8 protein-coding genes and 1 pseudogene are annotated in these 7,670 nt (G+C 38.7%); 2 read left to right on the top strand and 7 right to left on the bottom strand.

Annotated elements, in window-relative coordinates:
* The 3 genes and pseudogenes from VIH09_RS04690 to VIH09_RS04700 form a co-directional block, all read right to left on the bottom strand.
* Nucleotides 1–110: pseudogene (locus VIH09_RS04690) on the bottom strand (ribosome recycling factor); the annotation flags it as partial.
* Between the two features lie 76 nt (nt 111–186).
* The gene (gene pyrH, locus VIH09_RS04695; protein WP_331578396.1) at nt 187–894 is read right to left on the bottom strand and encodes a UMP kinase; all 708 of its coding nucleotides are present in this window, start codon (nt 892–894) and stop codon (nt 187–189) included.
* Nucleotides 895–962: 68 nt separating this feature from the next.
* Nucleotides 963–1,742: a patatin-like phospholipase family protein gene (locus VIH09_RS04700; protein WP_331578398.1), complete on the bottom strand. Its 780-nt coding sequence runs from the start codon at nt 1,740–1,742 to the stop codon at nt 963–965.
* Between the two features lie 110 nt (nt 1,743–1,852).
* Between VIH09_RS04700 and VIH09_RS04705 the strand changes: the two genes are divergently transcribed.
* Nucleotides 1,853–2,473 (top strand): thioredoxin family protein, encoded by a 621-nt coding sequence (locus VIH09_RS04705; protein ID WP_331578400.1) that lies wholly within the window; start codon nt 1,853–1,855, stop codon nt 2,471–2,473.
* A 487-nt stretch (nt 2,474–2,960) separates the two neighbouring features.
* Here the strand turns inward: VIH09_RS04705 and truB are convergent, their stop codons facing one another.
* The 4 genes from truB to VIH09_RS04725 all read right to left on the bottom strand — a co-directional run bounded on the left by truB (nt 2,961) and on the right by VIH09_RS04725 (nt 5,672).
* Nucleotides 2,961–3,662: a tRNA pseudouridine(55) synthase TruB gene (gene truB, locus VIH09_RS04710; RefSeq protein ID WP_414656138.1), complete on the bottom strand. Its 702-nt coding sequence runs from the start codon at nt 3,660–3,662 to the stop codon at nt 2,961–2,963.
* Between the two features lie 5 nt (nt 3,663–3,667).
* Complete coding sequence (locus VIH09_RS04715) at nt 3,668–4,489, bottom strand: undecaprenyl-diphosphate phosphatase (protein WP_331578402.1); 822 nt, start codon at nt 4,487–4,489, stop codon at nt 3,668–3,670.
* A complete protein-coding gene (locus VIH09_RS04720) occupies nt 4,490–4,732 on the bottom strand; it encodes a DUF3098 domain-containing protein (protein ID WP_331578404.1) in 243 nt (80 codons plus the stop codon).
* A gap of 64 nt (nt 4,733–4,796) precedes the next feature.
* Nucleotides 4,797–5,672, bottom strand: a complete 876-nt coding sequence (locus VIH09_RS04725; protein WP_331578406.1) for a cell division protein FtsX — start codon at nt 5,670–5,672, stop codon at nt 4,797–4,799.
* A 250-nt stretch (nt 5,673–5,922) separates the two neighbouring features.
* Between VIH09_RS04725 and VIH09_RS04730 the strand changes: the two genes are divergently transcribed.
* Nucleotides 5,923–7,670, top strand: a 1,748-nt coding sequence (locus VIH09_RS04730) for a class I tRNA ligase family protein (RefSeq protein ID WP_331578408.1), incomplete at its 3' end; no start/stop codon positions are given.

The following is a 7,670-nucleotide window of genomic DNA, read 5'->3' on the forward strand; positions in this document are numbered from 1 at the left end:
GGGGATGCTTTTCCGGCACGAATATTTAAAAATTCTTTTTCTAAGTGAGCAATAGAACCAGCCATAGACTCTTTGGTGCTATCTAATATAAATTCAATTTCTTCTGTCATAACTTTTCATTTAGTGGTCAGTGATCAATTCTTAGTGATCAGTTTTTAATTCAAACTGAACATAGAATACAGCTAACTATATATTTACTACGGTTCCTATGTTTTCTCCTTCGCAGATTTTCTCGAGATTTCCTTGTTGGTTCATATCGAAAATTACAATAGGCAATTTGTTTTCTTGGCTTAATGTGAATGCTGTCGAGTCCATTACATTTAATCCCTTTTTGATTACGTCCTCAAATGAAATGGTATCAAATTTTATTGCAGAGGCATTTTTCTCTGGGTCTGAATCGTAAACGCCATCCACACGCGTTCCTTTCAGGATTACATCGGCGTGAATTTCAACGCCCCGCAAAACGGCTGCTGTATCCGTAGTGAAATATGGATTTCCGGTTCCTGCTCCAAAAATTACAATCCTGCCTTTCTCAAGGTGACGAACTGCTCTTCTTTTTATGTATGGTTCAGCAATAGCTTCAATTTTCAATGCAGTTTGCAGGCGAGTTAGCATCCCTTTGTCTTCTAATGCGCCTTGTAAAGCCATTCCGTTTATAACGGTGGCGAGCATTCCCATATAGTCTCCTTGTACTCTATCCATTCCGTTGCTGGCCCCGGCGACTCCCCTGAAAATATTTCCGCCACCTATCACGATGGCTATTTCTACCCCTTTGTCGTGAATCTTTTTGATTTCTTCGGCATATTCGGCTAATCTTACTGGGTCAATGCCGTATTGTCTATCGCCCATCAAAGCTTCGCCACTTAATTTCAGAAGAATTCTTTTATATTTCATGTGTATGTTGAGTTGTTTCGTGCAAATATAGTCATATTCTTTTTTTTTGAAATAGTGTCGCTTAATTTTTATAGATTAAGTTTTTCATAGGAGCTTTTCGCTGCCTCATATCCAATGTTGAAAATGGCCTCCATTTTAAGTTTGTTCATTTCAAATGTGCTGTAAAGACTCAGTTCCTTAGGTTCAATTACCCAATCACAGATGTTGAATTTCTGAAGATTCGTATTTGCTGAAAGGATGTCAAAAGCCCGGGCGGTAACCGCTCTGATGGAATTTAAGTCCTTGGCTTCTATTTTTTGAATGGGGCTAACGTAAACGCCGATGATGGTCTCGCATTGCCCTTGTAAAATATCTGTTGGAAAATGATTTAAAATACCGCCGTCACTATAATGTTCTCCCCTTATTTCGAATGGAGATAGTACTCCAGGAAATGCCGAAGAGGCTAAAAGGGCATCAATAATTTTTGTATCCGAGTCAAAAATTTTCAGTCTTCCCCTGACCATATCAGTTGCAGTAATTTGTGTGGTAATGTTTAATTCCCCGATAACTGCATCCTTAAAAATAGCATAAAAATAATCTCTAAATGATCCAGAATCGATAAAACCTGCTTTTCTGAAAGTAAAGTGTCTCCAGTGAAAAAAGTATATCGACTTGAAGAAATCCAAAATTTCATCTGGGGTTTTTCCCCAAGCGTACATTGCGCCTACAATCGACCCGGCGCTGGTTCCGGCTATGCGAGTGGGGCGAATGTTTTTTTCTTCCAAGAATTTTAAGGCTCCAGCGTGAGCCAAACCTTTTGATCCACCGCCGGAGAGCGCAAGACCAATCGATTTTGAAGTTAAATCCATCTTCCTTTATTTGTTTTTCATAAAATTACACTTTTTGTTCAGTCGGAAATGAATTTTATGATATTTTAAACAACTAATTTGTTTTAACTTTACTTGTATAAAAAGAAAATATGAAAATCCCAGTCGCTAAAGCATTATTTAAGAGTCATTCGTATGCGGAATACAGGAAAGTGGTGTCTGATTTGTTGCGAAATGAAAAATCTACGGGTAAAGAGCAATCCTCAGAGTTGACACTTTACAGCGGTTTGAATGAAACCCGAATGAATCGTTTGGAGAAAACAATGAAAATCTCGGAAGAGATCGTTCACCAATTAAAATCTTTGAAAAACGAATACATATGGTTGGTCATCTCCGAAGGATGGTGCGGTGATGCCGCACAGTCGCTGCCCGTTTTTAATGCGATGGCTGAGGCATCCGACGGGAAAGTTGAATTAAAAATTGTCCTGAGAGATGAGAACGAGGAATTGATGAACTTGTTTTTGACAAATAAAAAAAGAGCTATCCCTAAACTGATTGTTATAAATAGGGAAACGGGGAGTGTTCTTGCTCACTGGGGGCCAAGACCCAAAGGGGCTTCTGAATTGATTGATGATTATAAAAAGAAATACGGTACAATTGACGAAACTGCAAAAACCAAATTGCAAATGTGGTATTTGCATGACAAAGGCGAATCTGCTCAGAATGAAATTATTGGGATGATGCTTGATTTGGATCAAATCATTTCAAGCTGATAAAAATATAATCGCAACTTCGAGTCCATCTGATTTTAAATCACTGACTCCGGAATAATAATCAAGTTAAATTTTAAGGGTCTCGAATTGTGGCGCTTTAACAGTTTATTTTGAATTTGGAGCCGAGATTGTTGCAGTGATGAAAATTGGGTGATGCAAAAAAAAATGAGGTACTGTTTTTGTTTTTTTAAAATAAAATCGTAATTTAGTGTCCGCCAACCATATCTACTATATTCTATTTGATTTACTTTTTTATCGGTGTCAATATATTGTCTCACAATTAAAAAACATCACTATGAAAAAGCTATTTGAAAAGTTTTATGATTATTTATCAAATTTCCTGTTTGGAGGTGAAAACATAAGTAATTATTAAACAGTGGCACATTACCACATAGACAAAAGGGTATGGTATAAAAATACTTTAAATTCAGAAAAAAAACACATCGCAAGTTCTTCTAGGTATTTGTCATGTGTTTTTGCTTTTTGTTTACAATTGAGGGTTAAGACTTTGTTCGAATAACTCCACATCTATAGCGTCGGCTACATCATAATCTCCAATTTTTGTTCGTCTTAATACCGTCAGGTGAGATCCCGCTTGCATGGCGCGTCCAAAATCAAAAGCTAAAGAGCGAATGTAAGTCCCCTTACTGCAAACAACCCTAAAGTCGATTTCAGGCAATGCAATTCGCGTGATTTCAAATTCGTGAATGGTGGTTTTCCGAGTCGCTATTTCGACGGTTTCTCCGGCGCGGGCATGTTCGTACAAACGAACTCCGTTTTTTTTGATGGCAGAAAAAATGGGTGGTTTTTGGTCAATTTCGCCCAAAAATTGTTTCACGGTTTGACGAATTAGTGCCTCGTCTATATGATTAGTTGCAAAAATCTGGTCAACTTCGGTTTCTAAATCATAAGAAGGTGTGGTGGCGCCAATAAAAAAAGTGCCTGTATATTCTTTGGCTTGGCCCTGTAGTTCTGTAATCCTCTTGGTGAATTTTCCGGTACAGACTAACAACAAGCCCGTGGCTAAAGGGTCTAAGGTTCCGGCATGGCCAATTTTGAATTTTTTTGGAAGCCCCAGCTTGTTTATCAGAGCGTATTTTAATTTATTTACAGCTTGAAACGAGCTCCACTTTAGGGGTTTGTCAATCAATAAAATTTGTCCATTTTGGAAATCTTCGGCTGTCTTCAAGGGAATTATTTTAGGTATGTGAAGTAAATCAATAAAAAAGCACCAACGATAATTCGGTACCAGCCCCAAGGCTTGAAACCGTATTTTTTGATGATCTCAATAAAGAATTTAATGGCTATAATGGCAACCACGAAGGCAACCAGATTTCCTATAAGAAACAATTGGATGTTCTCGTTGGACTTTAAGATGAGTTCGTATCCTTTGAGTTGTGTAGTCTCATAGGTTTTCAAGAAAAGAGAATAACAGGTAACCGCCATCATTGTTGGAACGGCCAGAAAGAAAGAGAATTCTGCCGCCGCATGGCGCGTTAATCCCTGTTGCATCCCGCCAATTATTGAAGCGGCTGAACGGCTTGTCCCGGGCATCATGGCCAAACATTGCCAAAAACCGATTATTACGGCCTTTTTTACCGTGATGTCTTCTTCTTTGATAACAGTTGGGCTTTGAAAACGACTGTCGATAAAAAGCAAAATCACTCCGCCTATTATCAATACAATCGCGATGGGAATAGGGTCTCCCAGAACGGCTTCGATTTTGTCGTCGAATAGTTTTCCTAAAACCAAAGCCGGAATTACGGCATAAATAAGTTTGAGGTAAAAACGAATCGCAACATTTCGGGAAGAGAAGTCGAAAAATTTTCTCCAATATAAAGCGACAACAGCCAAAATAGCCCCGAATTGAATGGAAACTTGAAAAAGTTTGACAAAATCATCTTCTTGGATACCAAAATACGAGCTGAGAAAAACCATGTGGGCCGTCGAGGAAATAGGGAGGTATTCAGTGATCCCTTCCATAACGGCAATTAGAAATGCCTGCAGTGTATTCATTTAAGCTTTGTTTGGATTCTTTAAGATGGCATAAACAGTAATTCCAAATCCAATCAAAACGGTCGTAGGAGCTAGACGAATTCTTCTGAAACTGAATATTGCATCGCTGTACACGTTTGGATCGTCACTTCCGCCACCAGACATCAGTATAAAGCCAAGAGTGATCACTCCAATGCCAATCAGTAGAATTTTGTAGTTTATTTTGCCGAAAAGAAATTCCGGTTTGTGTTCATTATTTTTCATCTATGCTGAATTTATTTCAACATCAAAAAGATGCTGAATTATGCAATCTTTTTTAAATCGTAAATTAATAAAGGTCGTCTGTTCTCAAGTTCAAGAAACGTTGAGTCGCAAAATAAGTGCTCAACCAGGTGATCAATATGCCAAACCCTAATACGGCTAATAGCACTACTGCAATCAGTATTTTGTCATTCAGGATGCCAAGATCGGGAAAACTGGTTTCAACATAAGCCAAAACACCTAGCAATGCGAGAATCGCCAATGCGGCTCCAAGCATTCCTAATCTTATACTACGCATCACAAATGGTTTTCGTATAAATGATTTTGTTGCGCCCACCATTTGCATGGTTTTAATGATAAATCGGTTCGAATGTATCGAAAGACGTAATGAACTATTGATTAATAAAACGGCGATAAATGTCAAAAAGCCGCTTATTATTAAAATCCACATGCTTACTTTTTTGATGTTGTCGTTCACCATGTTCACTAATTGCTTGTCGTAAACAATGTCTGACACCATTGGGTTCGCACGCAGTTGTTTTTCAATTTTCGCAATGCTGTCTTTCTCCACGTAAGCCGCCTTTAAATGGATGTCATACGAATTTTGTAATGGATTTTCCCCGAGGAAAGTCATGAAATCTTCGCCAATGATATCGGTATGTTGCTTGGCTGCAGCTTCTTTGGACACAAAAACACTCGATTTTGCGTACGGAGCCACTTTCAATTCTTTACCAAAACCCTTTAATATACTGTCGTTAGCCTCGTTCTTGAAAAAGACCGTCATGGCGATTTTTTCTTTGAAATCGTTGGCCAGTTTTTGGGAATTTATAATGAAAAATCCTAAAATGCCCAATAGGAATAAAACTAAGAAAACACTTAGCACTACTGAAAAATAAGAGGAAATTAATCTGCGTTTTTGAAACCTATCAAATGAAGAACTCATAGTTTACTTTAATTATGGGGTAAAAATAATAAAGAATTTCTTTATTTGAAGTTAATAACGTCCAAAGTTTCAACTTTCGTACAATAAACGTAAATTTGCCGCTTTATAATTCATTGTGGGAAAGCATTTGCAACTTTGAAACTGGCCGAATGATTGGAGTATGCGACAGCATGATTTCAAAAAAAATGATGACCAAGAATGACATGAGTTATGAAAGCGTGATTCCATTAAAAAAACAATAAAAAAGGGAATGAAATACAATCCGAACGAAATTGAGGCCAAATGGCAAAAATATTGGGCAGAAAATCAAACTTTTGCTGCAGAAAACAAATCCGAAAAGCCTAAATATTATGTGCTTGACATGTTTCCCTATCCATCGGGAGCCGGTCTTCATGTGGGACATCCACTAGGTTATATTGCTTCGGATGTATATTCCAGGTACAAAAGACATCAAGGATTTAACGTTTTACACCCAATGGGTTATGACAGTTTTGGATTGCCGGCTGAACAATACGCCATTCAAACCGGACAACGACCGGAAGATACTACTCGCGTAAATATTGACGGAGGTTTCGATAAAGAAGGGAACAAGATTGCCGGATACAGAAAGCAATTGGACAAAATAGGGTTTTCATTTGATTGGAGTAGAGAAGTGAGAACTTCAAATCCTGATTATTACAAACACACGCAATGGATTTTTATCCAATTATTCAATTCTTGGTACAATAAAGACAGCGATAAATCAGAAGATATTTCGACATTAATTTTGACTTTCGAAAAAGACGGAAATACAAATGTCAATGCGGTTTGTGACGACAACATTATATCTTTTTCTGCAACCGAGTGGAACGCTTTCGCAAAAGAGACTCAGGAGAAAATTTTACTGCAATACAGATTGACCTATTTGGCGGAGACCGAAGTGAACTGGTGTCCGGGATTGGGAACAGTTTTGGCCAATGATGAAATCGTAAATGGTGTTTCGGAACGTGGCGGTTTCACCGTGGTCCGTAAAAAAATGACCCAATGGAGCATGCGGATCTCTGCTTATGCGGAACGTTTGTTGCAAGGATTGAACGATATCGATTGGAGTGAAAGCATCAAAGAAAGTCAGCGCAACTGGATTGGAAAATCAGTTGGTGCAATGGTTACTTTCAAAGTGATAGCAGCAGACAAGAACCATGAAGAAAGAGGGATTGAGGTTTTTACAACGCGTCCTGATACTATTTTTGGAGTTACTTTTATGACTTTGGCGCCGGAGCATCCGTTGGTTCAGGAAATCACGACACCGGAATATCTGGATAAGGTGAACGATTATATTCTAGCCTCGTCAAAACGTTCCGAAAGAGAACGTATGGCAGACGTAAAAACAATTTCAGGGGTGTTTACCGGAGCATATGCCGAACATCCTTTTACTAAAGAACCAGTTCCAGTTTGGATCGGGGACTATGTTTTGGCGGGTTACGGAACAGGCGCCGTTATGGCGGTTCCTTGCGGGGACGAAAGAGATTATGCTTTTGCCAATTTTTTCAAAGGGCAAAGCGGGATGATGGATATTAAAAACATTTTTGCGAATGTTGATATTTCCAAAGAAGCATACGGTTCGAAAGACAATGTAATTATTGCCAATTCGGATTTCTTGAACGGATTGACTTACAAAGAAGCGGCCAAGAAAGCAATCGAGGAATTAGAAAAATTAGACCAGGGATACGGAAAAATCAATTACCGTTTGCGTGATGCGGTTTTTTCCCGTCAGCGTTATTGGGGCGAACCATTCCCGGTATTTTATGTAAATGGCTTGCCGCAAATGATTGGTGCGCAACATTTGCCGATCATCTTGCCGGAAGTGGAGAAATATTTACCAACCGAAGAAGGTTTGCCGCCTTTAGGAAACGCTTTGGTTTGGGCTTGGGACAGCGTAAACAATAAAGTGGTTGAAACCAGTTTGGTTGACCATAAAACCATTTTCCCTTTAGAATTGAACACCATGCCGGGTTGGGC

The sequence above is a fragment of the Flavobacterium sp. genome (genome assembly GCF_036515215.1).
GTDB lineage: Bacteria > Bacteroidota > Bacteroidia > Flavobacteriales > Flavobacteriaceae > Flavobacterium.